Source organism: Bacillus sp. AFS059628, from assembly GCF_002571225.1.
Classification (GTDB): Bacteria; Bacillota; Bacilli; order Bacillales; family Bacillaceae_G; genus Bacillus_A.
Genome location: NZ_NVEC01000034.1, coordinates 1 through 14424 on the forward strand (window position 1 = coordinate 1; position 14424 = coordinate 14424).

The following is a 14424-nucleotide window of genomic DNA, read 5'->3' on the forward strand; positions in this document are numbered from 1 at the left end:
CTAAATTCTTTGCTTTCGCTGCATTTTGAGGCGTGGGTCTTACTGCCCATTAAAGCGGGATAAAAACACCCTCAAGATTTCACTCTTGAGGGTGTTTCTTATGCCTTCTTAAGCAACAGATACATAAAGTAAGGAGCACCAATTAAAGCAACGACAATACCTGCTGGGATGCCATTAGGTTCAACGATGTTTCTTCCGATTGTGTCTGCTAATAGCAATAGCCATCCACCGATTAAAACGGCGATAGGCATGAATATTTGATGTCTCGGACCTACTAAAGATTTTGCGATATGAGGAGCCATTAGTCCGATAAAGCTAATTCCTCCTGTTACGGAAACTGCTGCAGCAGCAAGTGCAACGGCTGCAACTAATAAATATCTACGCTCCTTTTCAATTTCAATTCCAACACCGATTGCAACTGGCTCGTTTAATGCTAGAATGTTTAATCGATTTGCTTTATAGAAAACGAACGGAATGAATACGATTAACCACGGGAGCATTGCTAAAACGAAGACCCAGTCATCTCCCCAAATGTTTCCGGCAATCCATTTGGCGATAAAGTCCACCTTCATACGATCAGCCGATGAAATAAGAACAATCATCATTCCAGATAGTGCAAATGAAAAACCAATACCAGTTAATGTTAGTCGGATTGGTTGAAGTCCAGTTGATTTACTGTATGAAAATACGTAAATTAGAACAGCTGTCAGAAATGCTCCGATAAATCCAACGACAGGTAGTAAGTAAAGAAATGAACCTACATCTATTGGAAAGTATAAAAAGAAAATAGCAACAGCAACACCGGCCCCAGAGTTGATTCCGAGAATACCAGGTTCAGCTAAATCATTTCGGGTAATTCCTTGCAGAATAGCCCCTGATAAAGCGAGAGCCATACCAGCTAATAATGTAATGACAAGTCTAGGTAGCCGTAAAGAGTATAAAACGAACTCCTCTTTAAAAGTCCCTTGTCCCATTAATGTTGGGAGTAATCGATCATAAGATAAAGATGCTGAACCGAGTCCCATTCCAACTACAATGGTTGTGATGGTTAGTAAAAGTAAAGCAAGTATAATAAGACGTTGTTTTCTTAGAATAGATTGCATCATGAGAATGTTTTTCCTCCTTTACGTACAATGAATAGGAAGAATGGTAACCCTACAATTGCGACAATAGCAGCAACTGGTGTTTCATATGGAGCGTTAATAGTACGTCCAATTGTATCTGCAAGTAGCATAAAGGAGGCCCCAGCAATTGCTGACATCGGTATAACAAATCGGTAATCTGGACCGACAATTGGGCGTACCATGTGAGGTATCATTAAACCGATAAATGCCATATTTCCTACAAGCGCTACAGACGCACCTGCAAGTAAGATAATAATGATAAATAGAATGGTTTTAATAACAATAATTTTTTGACCTAGTCCAATAGCCACTTCTTCACTGAAACTAAGAACCGTTAATTTTTTTGCTAGTAAGATAGCGATAAAGATGCTGATTGAAATGATTGGAATAATAATTTTTAATTGGCCCCAAGTTGTTCCAATTACGCCCCCAGCAGTCCAAAGTGATACCTCTTGTGAAATTTTGAAGTAAATGCCGACGCCTTCTGAAATGGCAAGTAGAAATGCGGAAACGGCAGCCCCTGCTAATACAATTCGAAGAGGAGAAAGTCCGCCTTTTTTCACCATACCAATGCCAAATACCATAACTGCACCAATTGCAGCACCGATAAAGCAAGCAAATGTTAAGTAAAGATAGCTGATGGAAGGGTTGAAGGCCAGCGTTAACGCAAGTGCAGCATTTGCTCCACCAGATAATCCTAATAATCCAGGATCCGCAAGTGGATTTCGTGTTAATCCTTGCATAATTGCTCCAGAAACAGCAAGTCCAGCTCCTACAAAAATAGCAGCTACTTCACGTGGTAAACGAATTTCGCGAATAATAGATAGTTTGTCCCCTTTAGCGGAAGAAGTGAGTGCTAACCATACATCTTTTATTGAAGTATCTGCAGCCCCTAATACCATTGCTACCATAAAAATAAGAAAGAATGCAATTATGCTTAAAATAAGCTTGTATGTAAAAGCTATAGAACGTGGATTGTCGTGATCTTTTGTCATTCGTTTCACATCTTTTCTGTTCATAGAATAAAGGAAGAGGAATTCTTAATTTAAGAATTCCTCATGTTTGTATTATTTACCAAGAAAGCTTTTCTTGAAGAAGTCTAGTTGGAAGTCCAATGTAAGTGGATCATTGAAATAGAATTCCATCATGTTCGCTTCGTATACACGATTATTTTTTACTGCTGGGATGTTTTTATATGATTCTGTCTCTTGGAATGAGTTATCAGTATCTTTGTTTTTACTTACGATTAAGTAATCACCAGCAAACTCAGGTAATACCTCAGTAGATAATGCGTAGTAACCTTCTTTTAATGCTTTTTCTTTTACTTTTTCAGGCATTTTTAATTTCATTTCTTGGTACAGAATTTCTGTTCCACGGCCCCAGTTCTCGCCGTATACATAAAGCTGCTTGTTGAAGTTTTCTACAACAGAAACTGTTGCATCTTCACCAATTTTTGCTTTAATTTCTTTACCAGCATCTTGTGCACGTTTCTTGAAGTCATCAACCCAAGTTTTTGCTTCTTTTTCTTTGTTTAATAACTTACCGATTTCTAAATGTTGTGTTAAGTAATCAACTTTTCCGTAAGTGTACGTTACAGTAGGCGCGATTTTCTTTAACTTATCAACATTTTTAATATTTGATAAACCAATGATTAAATCTGGATTTAGTTCAGCGATTTTTTCAACATTTTCATCTGATACTTCAGCAACATTTTTAAGTTTGCTATCAAAACGTGGGTTTTGTTTAGACCATGAATCTACCCCAACAAGATTTACTCCTAATGACATTACGTTACCAGCGAATGATGATAAAACAACAACGCGTTTTGGATTTGCAGGAACTTCTACTTTTTTACCATCTTCAGATTGGTATGTAATTGTTTCTGATTTGCTACCTTTTGCATCGTTCTTTTTGTCCGTAGAGCCATTGCTACAAGCACTCATAACAAAAACGAAAAGAACTGTTAGTGAAATAAATAACTTTTTCATCGTCTGTCTCCTTTAAATAGATGATATGTGTATACAATAAGTTGTTTAACTGCAATCTTTTTGAAAGAGTAGTGGTAATGCAAAATACTTATTAAAAATCTTGAATATGAGATTTTACAATATAGTATTAACCATAGTAATGAAAGAAGATGTAATCTCAAATTTGCTAATTATTAACAAGTTGATAATGATTATCACTATTGATTCTTTAAATAATATAATTTTATATAGGTGTATTGTCAATAGTAATTTTAATTGTAAATTTTGCGGAAACAGGTTATATTTTATTGAGAATGATAATCAATGATTAGTAGCTGAGGAGTGAAGGTTAATGAATAGAGAAGAATTATTTGATGTAACCGTGATAGGCGGGGGACCTGCAGGGCTTTATTCAGCTTTTTATAGTGGACTCAGAGAGATGAAAACAAAAATAATAGAATTTCAACCACAGTTAGGTGGAAAAATACATGTTTATCCGGAGAAAATGATTTGGGATATTGGCGGATTATTACCGATTACTGGTGAAAAGTTAATTGAGCAACTTGTACAACAAGGGTTAACATTTCAGCCGGAAGTTGTATTGAATACAAAAATAGAATCCATTATTCGTAATAAAGATGGTATTTTCACGTTAAAAACAAGCACTGGAGAAGAACATTTTTCAAAAACAGTGATCGTTGCAACAGGAAGTGGTATATTAAATCCACAAAAGTTATCAATAGAAGGTGCGGAGCGATTTGAAGTATCAAATTTAAATTATACAGTTAAATCGTTAAAACGTTTCAAAGATAAAACGGTCATTATTTCAGGCGGAGGTAACTCTGCAATTGATTGGGCAAATGAGTTAGAACCAATTGCGAAAAAAGTTTATTTAACATATAGAAAAGAAGAATTATCGGGTCATGAGGCGCAAGTAAAACAACTTATGAATAGTTCGGCAGAATGTTTCTTTAATACATCGATTACAACATTAATTGCTGGTGATAACCATGAAACGATTGAATATGTAGAATTAACAAATCATGAAACAGGTGAGGTTTCTCAGTTAGCTATTGATGAAGTTATTATTAATCATGGATATGAACGTGACATTACATTGTTGGAAAATAGTGAGCTAGATGTCGCAATTGTAGATAATTACTTTATTGCTGGTAATGCAAATAGTGAGTCTTCAGTAGATGGATTATATGCTGCGGGAGATATTTTAAAGCATGAAGGGAAATTACACTTAATTGCGGGAGCATTCCAAGATGCTGGAAATGCTGTAAATAAAGCGAAACAATTTATTCAGCCAGATGCAAGCGAGTATGGAATGGTTTCTTCGCACAATGAAGTATTTAAGAAAAGAAATCGTGAATTGATCAAGCAGATGATGAAATAATAAAAAACAAGCAACCCCCCATTTACTTCTCTATTCGAATGATAAGAGAGGCAAATGGGGGTTTTCCTGTTTACTATATTTTCAATCATTATAATGACACCGGTTTCATTAGTTCATGTGAAATGAACGTTTTATTTGTAAATTTGCCTAGAAAACAATGAATCTATGTTTTGCTGACGCAGAACAGTATTACATCATGCTGTCCCTTTAGCTTTTTCGTTAGGAAATGGCATATTTAATATAGAAGCAATGTACTGTTTGCCATGCATACGAGCTAGTGATTCTAATATTTGACGGACGCGTTTTGTAAGATGTCCTTGTTCCTTTATAGCTTCACAATATGCGTCATAGAAAGCGTATTTAGCCCAAAGGAAATCATCTTGTTGGAATAAGAAATGATTTTTGTACCATTCCCTAATTGTATGGTAACAATTGTTTTCATGTATTGCTGTGCTTTGAGAAAGAATACGATCAGATAAAGATGTAGTTAAATGAGAAATTGTGTTTTCTGTTTCAGCTTGTAATGTTTTTTCTAACATTGTAATGATGTGACGAGTAGCCATATGTTAACTCTCCTTTGTGTAAATGGGTAATACCATTCTATATTTAAAAAAATCTTTACTATATTATTATACAATAAATGGAATGCATCCACCTTCTTTTTAAATTGCATTTACAAAATCTTTTTTATTTGTTTACAAAAATAAAGTAAGATACAGTATATAGGAAAAAATGATAAAGGAATGAACGCGTTGTATATAACAGTAGAAGAAGCTGCGGAGTATTTGAATTTACCAAAGTCGTATATTGAAGAGCTAATTCAGCAAAAGAAAGTTCGTGCGCTATTTGATGGAGAGCAATATTTATTAAATAAAGAACAATTCAATACACATTTAGAACAAATGGAGAAATATAAGCAATTAGTGGAAGAAATATTAAACGAACCAATTCCAGAAGATATGGATGTTAAAGACGAAGATTAAACGATGGGAAATCCCGTATGAAGATATGCAGAAATGTATCTTCATATGGGATTTTTTGTCTAAAGCTATCAAAAGCCTAAAGAGCCCTCCGGCGTTCCATGAAATTTTGATAGGTAGTAGTCTACCATGTCAAAAGCATATTTTTTTCTAGCTAGGACAAACATAGAGAACGTAACCTGTACAGATACATATACTATCAGTGCAAAAGCTTATAAATTAATGGAAGGAGTTTTCTCGTGAGTTTATTTCATTGGGATTTTTTGAAAGACTTAATTGGATCTTATGTAAGAGTAAACAGAGGTGGACCAGAATCTCAAAAAGGAACAATAGTATCATTAGGTGCGGACTACTTCGGATTAGAGAATGAAAAAGGAGAAAACCATTATTACCAACTTCGTCATCTGAAAAGCATTACCCAAAATACGAAAGATGGTGGAATAGGTGATTTTGGATGGGCGGAAGAAGACATTGCAGAAGACTTTGAAACGTTACTTCAAAATTTTAAATACCGCTGGGTGAAAATTAACCGTGGTGGACCAGAGAAAATTGAAGGTATTTTACAAGATGTTTCTGACGAGTATGTAACATTGATTATTAAAGAAGAAGTTGTATTAATTGCACTATCTCATATTAAGAGTGTTAATTATAATGCACCAGTAAGTGGAGAGAGTGATGAGGGTAGCGATGAGAGTAGCAATGAGAAAAGTAATGAAAACAGCAATAATTCAAGTCGAGCTCGCGCACTAAGACAATCAAGTAGAGGAAGATAAAACAGAAAGGAGGGTATGAATTTGGAGGATGTATTATGTTGTGATCAAATCAAAGGGTTAGTCGGTGAGAATGTAAAAGTAAATCTTCGCGGACCGGAAAGTCGAGTAGGTGTACTATTATTGTTAGGAAAAGATTACCTTGCACTACAATTACCTCATGGAGAATTAGTGTATTATCAGCTGAAACATGTGAAGAGTCTAGTCAGAAAAGTGAAAGAAGCACAAGAAGAATATGGTTCATGTTTCTATGCGGAAGAAGATACTTTTTTAGATGTATTAAATGACTTGAAGTATAAATGGATAAAGATTAATCGTGGTGGACCAGAGTGTGTGGAAGGTTTATTAAGTGATATACATGATGGAAATATTACACTAGTAAACGGTCATGAGGTTATTTATGTAATTAATTCTCATGTTAAGAGTGTGAGTCAAATAGTTAAGAACAAAAAGAATGAAGAAGAATAATGTTTAATAAATAAAAGGGGCATTATGATTGAAAATAAAGAATGATTTCATATTTCTCTGTAATTATTTTGGGGTATATGAAAAGGGATTTCTTACTATTAAAAAACAGAGCATTGCCCCTGATTATTTTTAGAATAAAATACAGGAAAATTGCAATTTCATAGAAAGGAGGATATAGATGAACGAATTAAACAAAAATATTGGAGAAAATATATATGTTAAACTAATCGGTGAAAAAAGATTTAAAGGTGTATTAATAGACGTAGGAAATGATATCGTTGTTCTTTACAATGGACAAGACTACGTATATATATCTTTATACCATGTACAATATTATAAGTTTTTACGACCATATGATGAAGAAATCTCAAAACCAGATGTGGATTCTGTAATTAAGAGAGAATCCCCTTCCATTTCTTTGAGGAAAGTATTAAGTACTTCTAAAGGGATTTTTACAGAAATTTATGTAGCCGGAAATGCTCCAATACATGGGTATGTTACAAGTATAATGAACGATTATATCGTTTTTTATAGTCCAGTTTATAAAACTGTATATATATCTTTAAAACACTTGAAGTGGTTAATTCCGTATAAAGAGAATCAAGTGCCTTATGCCCTCAATAAAAATGAACTCCCTGTGAATCCGTTAAATATTACGTTAGCTCGAACGTTTGAAGAACAACTTATTAAAATGGCTGGAAAAATCATGGTGTTCGATTTAGGTGAGGAATCTAATAAGATCGGAAAGATGGCGAAGATTGATGAGGGGCATATTGAAATATTAAAAGCGCGTGATGCGAAAATGTATGTAAATATTCAACATGTAAAATCTGTCCACTGTCCGTAAGCGAGTTGAAAGGGCTGGCTTTTTCTTTTATATGTAGAAGAAAAGGTCGAGCCTATTTGTTTAGCTCGATTTGAATATGAGGGGAAAAATGAACTGAATATAAATATGTTAGCTTTATCTATGGAGTGATAATCTTGTGCGAAATTACAAATATATGTACGAGCTATCTTTTCATATATTCAATTTATTTTTTTGAGGGAGAACTGCTTAACTAATATATTAAAGGGGTTTTGTTGGTGGAGCAGTTTCCGAATTCGTTATCGATTACATTACTTGGTAGTGCTGGTGGAGCAGCAAAAGCAGTTTTAGCAATTTTAAATCAAGCGATAGTAAATGAAAAAGACCCGATTTATGAAACGATAAAGAATGTGACATTTCATTTAGTTGATATAAAACAAAAAGATAGGAATTATTATGATGAGTTGTTTCCAAATTTAAAAGAGCAATTGTTTTTATCTGAAATAAATCTCCAAGATGTAGTGACATTTAAACAGCATTTAAAAGAAAGTGGTACGAGCGTTGTTATTGATGTTTCAGGGGCAGATACAATTAGAGTATTAAGCTGTTGTAATGAACTTGGAATTTGCTATATTAATTCAGCTTTGGAAAATGAGGTAGTAGATCAGGACGATAGTTTAATTGGCTTTCAACTTACGGAAAGATATACGCGGTTTGAGAAGGAAAAAGAGAAATTTACAAATACAAAAGCAATTATAGGCTCAGGTATGAACCCAGGTGTTGTTCAATGGATGGTTGTTGAACTTATGAAGGAACGTCCAAATGAAAAGCCAAAAGCATGTTATATAGTAGAACATGATACGTCATTTTTACATGATGCAGCACTTATAAAGCCTCATACACTTTATGCTTCATGGGCAGTAGAGCGATTTTTAGATGAAGCGATATGGAGTTATCCGATGTATATGAGTCATCATCGTCCTCTTTATTTTTATGAAGATGTATATGCTTCAGAGTATAAAGTAAAGTTAGGGGAGAAAGAGTTCTATGGTTGTTTAATGCCACATGAGGAAGTTTTAATTTTAGGGAAAAACTTTAACATGGAAGTTGGGTTTCTTTACCGAATTAATGAGTATACAACAAATATAATTAGGGAAAATTTAGATAAGGTAGAAGATTTATGGAATTGGAATCGTAAAGTATTTAATCCAGCCGAAGAAGAGATTGCGGGCGAGGATCTAGTCGGTGTATTACTCGTTTATGAAAATAGCGAGACATATATGTATAACGTAATGAATAGCAGTCAAGTTTTTCATAAATATAAAACGAATGCGACTTACTTCCAAGTAGGATGCGGAATTTATGCTGGCTTGTGTAGTTTGCTGTTCGATGACTTTAAACAAGGTGCTTATTATGTAGAGGAATTATTATTAAATACAGAAAGTAAGTATGGAGAATATTTGAAATTATATATGAATGATTTTGTAGTTGGTAAAAATGACTTTGCGGATGGGTTGCTGCATGACCGGGTAAGATGGATATAAGTTGTGATGAAAAGGAAGGGGAGATCTCCTTCCTTTTCGTATGATAAGGTTACATATTGCCTTGAAAGCAATTTTATACTTATATGAACAACTACTTTAAAAGTTAGATATATAAGGAAAGAGGAGCTGTAAAAGGATTTACACAAATGCAAAAAGAAAGAAATCCTGCCGATACGATATTATGTTATATGTTGTACAGCTTGTGGAAAGTTATGCAGCACAATATAGAGTGAATTTTCAATTGCAAATAGATGGGAATAGGAACGAAGGTGAAGATTTTTTATCGATAGTATGATGGGCTAGAAGAAAAAATTCAGAAAAGTGTTCTTGTTGTGTAAATATAAACATTTTATAAAATGTTTCAAGAAGGGTTTTTTTTATAAAATACTTCGTTTATAATGGAGGAAAATATCGACATGAGATTTGTTATTCATGTAACGGTTCGGTAGTGTCAGAAAAAGAAGGGGTGCACGCGCATCCTTTTTTCTATGCAGATATTATGAAAGAGGTGGTATGATGGAATTAACATTAAATTCGACTGTATGCTTACACACGATTCAATTTCGAAAAGAGCAAAAGAATTATATTGTAAAAGATACAATTACAGGAGAAAAATATGAAATGCCGCCACTTTGGATTGATGCATTGGCAATGATGCGTGACGGTTTTTTATTAGGGGAAATTGAGGAGAAATTAAAAGAAGAGTATCCGGATGAAGAAATAAATATGTTAGCATTTACGAGGCAACTGTTAGAGCTAGAGCTTGTTGGAATGGTAGATGGGGAAGAAATAGCTTGTACAAAGAAGAAAGAGAAAGATTATTTAGCTTGGTTACGTCCTCGTGTCGAGCAATTCTTTCTTAGTTTAAATAAAAGAAATAGAAGCAAAGGTCAATGATGATCTTTGCTTTTTTGTATAGTTTGTTTAAAAAATTACAGCGAATGCTCTTGCAAAAGCACCGTCGCTATTTTTAATTTTTAAAGGTGCTGCTGAGAAAAAGAAACGTTTCGTGTGAATGGCATCTAAGTTTGTTAAGTTTTCGATTAAATAAATATTATTCCCAAGTAGTATGTGATGAATTGGCGATGTTTCTGTCGTTACTTCATCAGGAGAGATGAAATCTAAACCGACAGATTTTACTTTTAATTGAACGAGTTCTTCAGCTAATTCTTCCGAAAGATAAAAAGCTTCTTTCTCATATGCTTCTGTATTCCATTTAGTAGATAGATTGGAATGGAAAATGACAATATCATCTTCTCTTATGTCAGCGTTTTGTAATACTTCTTTAGGTAGCTTCCGTTCTTGTACATGAGTAACATCGATAAGAACAGCTTCACCTACAAATTGATCTAAAGGTAATTGGTCAATCGTCGTTGCGCCTGAAATGAAATGAGCAGGAGCATCACAATGCGTACCAACATGAACGACAGAATGAAAGTCTGTAACTTGATAGCCTGTCTCTTCAACACTTGTAATGGCTTCTAGATTGATTTTTGGTGTTCCAGGAAATTGAGACATACTGTTTTCAAATGTTTGCGATAGGTCAATTACTTTCACTTTAAATACCTCCAAGTATATGTTTTGAAATATAAAAAACTCACCTTTCATAGTCAAGAAAGATGAGTTTTGCACACAATAGTTACGTTTTATCTTTCAAAATGCAATGCATTTTGCAGGAATTAGCACCTATTCAGTTTGTATAAACTGAGGTTGCTGGGCTTCAAAGGGCCGGTCCCTCTGCCTCTCTTGATAAAGGTATATTTAATTTAAAGTTTGGAATTTTCTTTATAATAAAATTGTAATTCATTTCCTTTTTATGTGCAACACAAAATAGGTATTCACCCAAATAAAGTTGCTCGCATATTGTAGCTTATGTAAATAGAATGCTGCGAAGGAGTGAGTGCAGTGACAGGGAATGTATTGAATTATTATGCTGGTGGAAATACAGCTAGAGGATTTCATAATTTATACGAAGAGAATTTAAAAGGACTAAACAGATTATTTATTTTAAAGGGTGGACCTGGAACGGGAAAATCTTCTTTAATTAAGGCAATAGGTCGTGAATGGGTTGAAAAGGGATATAATATTGAATTTTTACACTGTTCTTCTGATAACAAATCGGTTGATGGTGTCATTATCCCGAAGTTAAAAGTAGGAATTGTTGATGGAACATCACCGCATGTTATTGAGCCGAAAATGCCAGGAGTTGTCGAGGAGTATATCAATTTAGGTGTTGCGTGGGATTCAGATAAATTAAGAAAGCAGAAGGTGGAAATTGAACGATTTGTTTCAGAAGCAAGCAAAGCTTTTCAAGCTGCTTACGCTCGTTTTAACGAGGCATTGGTTATACATGATGAGTGGGAGAAAATATATATTGATAATATTAATTTTGATAAAGCAAATGAACTAACAGATCAGCTCATTCAGAAATTATTTACAGATAAAGTTGGGAAACAATCGCTTGTGAAACATCGCTTTTTAGGGGCAGCTACACCGAAAGGTGCAGTTGATTTTGTTCCTAATTTAACAGAAGGATTATCACATCGTTATTTTATAAAAGGACGTCCTGGCTCTGGAAAATCAACAATGCTCAAAAAATTAGCTAACGCAGCAGAAGAAAAAGGATTTGAAGTTGAAGTATATCATTGTGGATTTGATCCAAATAGTCTTGATATGGTGATCGTAAGAGAATTAGGATTTGCAATTTTTGATAGCACTGCGCCACATGAGTATTTTCCGAGCCGCGAAGGTGATGAAATTATAGATATGTATGCATTGATCGTGACACCAGGGACAGATGAAAAGTATGCGACAGAAATTCGTGATGTGTCGATTCAATATAAAGCAAAAATGAATGAAGCAATGTCTTTCTTAGCAAAGGCAAAATCAGTTCGTGATAAATTGGAACGAATTTATATTGCTGCTATGGATTTTTCAAAAGTAGACGCATATAAAGAGGAGATTCAAAAAGAGTTTGAACGAATTGCGGTTAGTGTAACAGAAAAGAACAAGTAAAAATAAGAGGTTTTGACAAGCTGTCGGGAATTTTCTGACAGCTATTTTAGTATGTAGTAAACTTAGTAGTATATTTGTCGAATTTCCAAGGAAATAATCAAAAAATGGAGAGGGTATGAAATGAGAGAAAAAATTAAGTTGGAGTTAGACAGAATTGAAAAAGAGAATGATGTGAAAATTTTATTTGCAGTAGAATCAGGGAGTCGTGCTTGGGGATTTCCATCAAAAGATAGTGATTATGATGTTAGATTTGTTTATATGCATCCGGTAGAGTGGTATTTATCAATTCATGATAAACGAGATGTAATTGAGTATCCGATTAGTGATGATTTAGATATAAGCGGATGGGATATTAAAAAGGCATTACAACTATTCGCAAAGTCAAATCCAGCTTTACTCGAGTGGATTCGATCACCAATTTTTTATTCGAAAAACTCTAATTTCCCAGAGCAACTTCAACAAATGAGTGAAAAGGATTTTGATCCAAAAGCAACGATATATCATTACTTACATATGGCTTCAAAAAATTATCGTGAATTTTTGCAAGGTGAGAATGTAAAGTTGAAAAAGTACTTCTACGTATTACGTCCTATTTTAGCTTGTAAGTGGCTAGAGGAGAAAGAGACTTTACCACCTGTAGAATTCGATCGATTGATTACAGAATTATCATTAGAACGTAGCGTATTAGATGAAATTGAACAATTGTTAATAAAGAAAAAGGCAGGTACTGAGCTAGATATTGGATTAAAAATTGAGGTGTTGAATCAATTTTTAGAAGAGCAAATTCATTACTATCAGCAATATGTAAAAGGAATTGAAAAGGGATCAGGAATTGATATTGAGAGTTTAAATACGTTGTTTCGAGATATGTTGTTTGCAGTATATAAAACAGAGCACAAGTAAGATTGTGCTCTGCTTTATTTTGTAGGAATAAAGAAAACAGATATAGCTGCAAGAAGACCTGCAAATGAGAATAAGTAAAAATTCCATGCTAAGTCGTATTGCATTGTCATAATAATACCGACAAGAATAGGACCAGCTATTGCACCAACTCGGCCAAGTCCAAGTCCCCATCCTAACGAAGTAGCCCGAATATGGGATGGGAAGTATTGTGTTACATATGCATTTAATATTTGAGTAATGCCAACTGATCCAATTCCAGCAAGGCCAATTAAAAGATAGATGATTGTAACAGATGGTTTAATTGTTAATAGTCCAATACATATAGCTGCCATAAGATAGGAGATGCTAATAACAATTTTAGCTCCTATACGATCGGCGATTGCTCCAGCAAATAATGCACCGATAGCGGCAGTAATATTTAACATAAGTAGAAATGATAAACTAGATCCAAGAGGGTATCCCGCTTGGCGCATCATCTGCGGTAACCAAGTATTTAAACCATAAATTAAAAACATACCCATTATATAAGTGATCCAAAAAAGCAGCGTTGCTTTTCTGTATTCTTTTGAGAATAAAGTAAGGAATCCATTTTTCTTTCGTATATTAGATGGCGGTTGATGAGTTTCATCGTTTTTATGGAATTCAATTTGAAAACGATGAAGGATTTTGTCTACTTCTTCCTGGCGATTACGTGATAATAAAAATTGAATGGATTCAGGTAAATAACGAATAATGAAAGGAATGAGGAGTAGTGGAATCATTCCGATGCCAAACATAGTTCTCCATCCGAAATCTTCTAACATAAACATAGACAAAATAGCGCCTAATACGATCCCTAAAGGATAGCCAGTAAACATAAGAGCATAAATAAAAGATTGTCGCTTTTTTGGTGAATATTCAACGGTAAGTGCTGAAGCTGTTGGAATAACACCACCTAATCCGATTCCTCCGATAAACCGAGATAAACCAAATAATTCGGGAGAAGGCGCAAGTGCAGCTATACCCATTGTGATAGAAAAAAGTGCTAAACAGCATATAAGAGTCCATTTTCGTCCAATTAGATCTGTAATGGTTCCAACTAGAATAGCGCCAATAAACATACCAAATAAAGCATAGCTAGCAATTGTACCAGCGTGTGCCGGTGAAAGTGCCCAACTTTTGTCTTCTAGGAGCTTTGGCAGAACGGCACCGTAAATACCTAAATCATATCCATCAGCTAGAATAGCTAGCCAACAAATAAAAACAACAAGTTTTGTAATAGAGCTCGAAAAGATAGTTTCTGTAGATTCTAGGTGAGGTGGAGCTGAAGGTTGCATAATGTTCACCCCTTTTAATTTGTAGATGAATATATTATTTTATTTGATATTAATATTTTCCTTCTTGTATCGGGATTTACCTGAAAAGGTTTATAACAAATAAAGAAGTTCAACAGGAAACCTGTTGAAC

At 34.3% G+C, this 14424-nt stretch carries 15 protein-coding genes, 1 pseudogene and 1 riboswitch; of the genes and pseudogenes, 10 read left to right on the forward strand and 6 right to left on the reverse strand.

The annotated features are described in order from the left end of the window. Positions 1–98 precede the first annotated feature (98 nt). Genes COL05_RS11955 through COL05_RS11965 form a run of 3 tightly spaced genes read right to left on the reverse strand, consistent with a single transcriptional unit; the run spans position 99 to position 3112 of the window. Entirely contained in the window at positions 99–1106 is a 1008-nt protein-coding gene (locus COL05_RS11955) for a FecCD family ABC transporter permease (protein WP_098668767.1), read from the reverse strand. Beyond that, on the reverse strand, positions 1103–2143 hold the full coding sequence (locus COL05_RS11960; RefSeq protein WP_142337446.1) for a FecCD family ABC transporter permease: 1041 nt from the start codon (positions 2141–2143) through the stop codon (positions 1103–1105). Before COL05_RS11960 ends, COL05_RS11955 begins: the two co-directional genes overlap by 4 nt. Before the next feature lie 48 nt (positions 2144–2191). After that, the gene (locus COL05_RS11965; protein WP_098668769.1) at positions 2192–3112 is read right to left on the reverse strand and encodes an iron-hydroxamate ABC transporter substrate-binding protein; all 921 of its coding nucleotides are present in this window, start codon (positions 3110–3112) and stop codon (positions 2192–2194) included. Between the two features lie 331 nt (positions 3113–3443). Between COL05_RS11965 and COL05_RS11975 the strand changes: the two genes are divergently transcribed. Beyond that, positions 3444–4493 carry an NAD(P)/FAD-dependent oxidoreductase gene (locus COL05_RS11975; RefSeq protein WP_098668770.1) on the forward strand — a complete coding sequence of 350 codons (1050 nt, stop codon included), beginning with the start codon at positions 3444–3446 and terminating at the stop codon, positions 4491–4493. Positions 4494–4687: 194 nt separating this feature from the next. Here COL05_RS11975 and COL05_RS11985 read toward each other — a convergent pair whose 3' ends face one another. Beyond that, complete coding sequence (locus COL05_RS11985; RefSeq protein WP_000235467.1) at positions 4688–5056, reverse strand: hypothetical protein; 369 nt, start codon at positions 5054–5056, stop codon at positions 4688–4690. 180 nt (positions 5057–5236) lie between these two features. Here COL05_RS11985 and COL05_RS11990 point away from each other — a divergent pair, with 180 nt between their 5' ends. From COL05_RS11990 to COL05_RS12020, 7 genes and pseudogenes are all read left to right on the forward strand, one after another. After that, positions 5237–5476 (forward strand): helix-turn-helix domain-containing protein, encoded by a 240-nt coding sequence (locus tag COL05_RS11990; protein WP_000993177.1) that lies wholly within the window; start codon positions 5237–5239, stop codon positions 5474–5476. 236 nt (positions 5477–5712) lie between these two features. Further along, complete coding sequence (locus COL05_RS11995; protein ID WP_098668771.1) at positions 5713–6246, forward strand: LSm family protein; 534 nt, start codon at positions 5713–5715, stop codon at positions 6244–6246. A 21-nt stretch (positions 6247–6267) separates the two neighbouring features. Continuing rightward, the gene (locus COL05_RS12000; RefSeq protein WP_000390383.1) at positions 6268–6711 is read left to right on the forward strand and encodes a hypothetical protein; all 444 of its coding nucleotides are present in this window, start codon (positions 6268–6270) and stop codon (positions 6709–6711) included. 178 nt (positions 6712–6889) lie between these two features. After that, entirely contained in the window at positions 6890–7558 is a 669-nt protein-coding gene (locus COL05_RS12005) for an LSm family protein (protein ID WP_098668772.1), read from the forward strand. 236 nt (positions 7559–7794) lie between these two features. Then, positions 7795–9060: an S-adenosylmethionine decarboxylase related protein gene (locus tag COL05_RS12010; protein ID WP_098668773.1), complete on the forward strand. Its 1266-nt coding sequence runs from the start codon at positions 7795–7797 to the stop codon at positions 9058–9060. A gap of 125 nt (positions 9061–9185) precedes the next feature. Continuing rightward, positions 9186–9319: pseudogene (locus tag COL05_RS12015) on the forward strand (ATP-binding protein); the annotation flags it as partial. 257 nt (positions 9320–9576) lie between these two features. Continuing rightward, positions 9577–9957 (forward strand): hypothetical protein, encoded by a 381-nt coding sequence (locus COL05_RS12020; RefSeq protein ID WP_097844133.1) that lies wholly within the window; start codon positions 9577–9579, stop codon positions 9955–9957. A gap of 27 nt (positions 9958–9984) precedes the next feature. On the opposite strand, the gene COL05_RS12025 is transcribed toward COL05_RS12020, so the two are convergent. Next, on the reverse strand, positions 9985–10617 hold the full coding sequence (locus tag COL05_RS12025) for a cyclase family protein (RefSeq protein WP_000862993.1): 633 nt from the start codon (positions 10615–10617) through the stop codon (positions 9985–9987). Positions 10618–10703: 86 nt separating this feature from the next. Next, positions 10704–10816: riboswitch (SAM riboswitch) on the reverse strand. Positions 10817–10965: 149 nt separating this feature from the next. Between COL05_RS12025 and COL05_RS12030 the strand changes: the two genes are divergently transcribed. Both COL05_RS12030 and COL05_RS12035 read left to right on the forward strand, forming a co-directional pair. Then, entirely contained in the window at positions 10966–12075 is a 1110-nt protein-coding gene (locus tag COL05_RS12030) for a PRK06851 family protein (protein ID WP_098668774.1), read from the forward strand. Positions 12076–12195: 120 nt separating this feature from the next. After that, the gene (locus COL05_RS12035; protein ID WP_098668775.1) at positions 12196–12978 is read left to right on the forward strand and encodes a nucleotidyltransferase domain-containing protein; all 783 of its coding nucleotides are present in this window, start codon (positions 12196–12198) and stop codon (positions 12976–12978) included. Between the two features lie 14 nt (positions 12979–12992). On the opposite strand, the gene COL05_RS12040 is transcribed toward COL05_RS12035, so the two are convergent. Next, the gene (locus tag COL05_RS12040) at positions 12993–14294 is read right to left on the reverse strand and encodes an MFS transporter (protein WP_097844129.1); all 1302 of its coding nucleotides are present in this window, start codon (positions 14292–14294) and stop codon (positions 12993–12995) included. Positions 14295–14424: the final 130 nt, after the last annotated feature.